Raw genomic sequence first — 722 nt, 5'->3', positions numbered from 1 at the left:
TAACGCCCTGTTAAGGTGTGAGCAACGCAATACCGATGCCGACGCATACCACCTTAAACACTACACGCAACGCATGGAAAAAATACCACGCGTTGCGAATCACTCTTAAACAGTTTGTTAGGCCGCTAGAGTTTCATAAAACTCATACATTCTTAGAGAATTATCTTCAAAGGTCTCAATTTTTCTCGACTCTCTATAGTTAAGCCATTTTTTGTGCAGTCTATAAATTGCTTTGTAGTAACTAGCATCCGGCTTAAGCTCTAATTCATGAACTCTGGGGTGATTACACGCCAAAAAGAACCTATGCGCGAAAGCATTATCAATATCTTCAAAGGTTATAACCCCAGTATCAATTAGTGAAGATATACTTTCATATATATTCAAAAATGCCACAACCTCAGCTTTTGTTATATCTGTTGAATGTTTATTTTGTAACTTCTCATGCAAGACTTTTTGCTCTCCAAGTTGTTCCATTGCTCTGAGAGTGAAATTTGCCACGTTAAGGTGCTTCTGCATGGACAATTGCTTCTTAATTACAAAGAATGCCAGCAATTGAATCACAACCATTACCACTGTTGAAACGTGCGCAAACAACTGAAGCTTATCTGAAAGATTTGGGAAAAATAAAATAAAGAGCAGTAAAAAACTTGAAAAAGTGAACACTAGTATCATTTTCGCTAAATTTGACATATATAACTCCATTTAAATAAAAAGCCTAACGC

The 722-nt window shown here is 36.4% G+C and carries 1 protein-coding gene; it reads right to left on the bottom strand.

All coding sequences use genetic code 11. From position 1 onward, the window contains the following. Positions 1-117: 117 nt before the first annotated feature. Positions 118-690, bottom strand: coding sequence for a hypothetical protein (locus tag PQQ36_RS22495; protein WP_273662742.1), 573 nt, complete (start codon positions 688-690; stop codon positions 118-120). Between the last annotated feature and the right edge of the window lie 32 nt (positions 691-722).

It is taken from the genome of Vibrio sp. CCUG 15886 (genome assembly GCF_028570825.1).
In the GTDB taxonomy this organism is placed as follows: domain Bacteria; phylum Pseudomonadota; class Gammaproteobacteria; order Enterobacterales; family Vibrionaceae; genus Vibrio; species Vibrio vulnificus_B.
The sequence above is the reverse complement of the archived record's forward strand: the minus strand, read 5'-3'. Positions and strand labels throughout refer to the sequence as shown.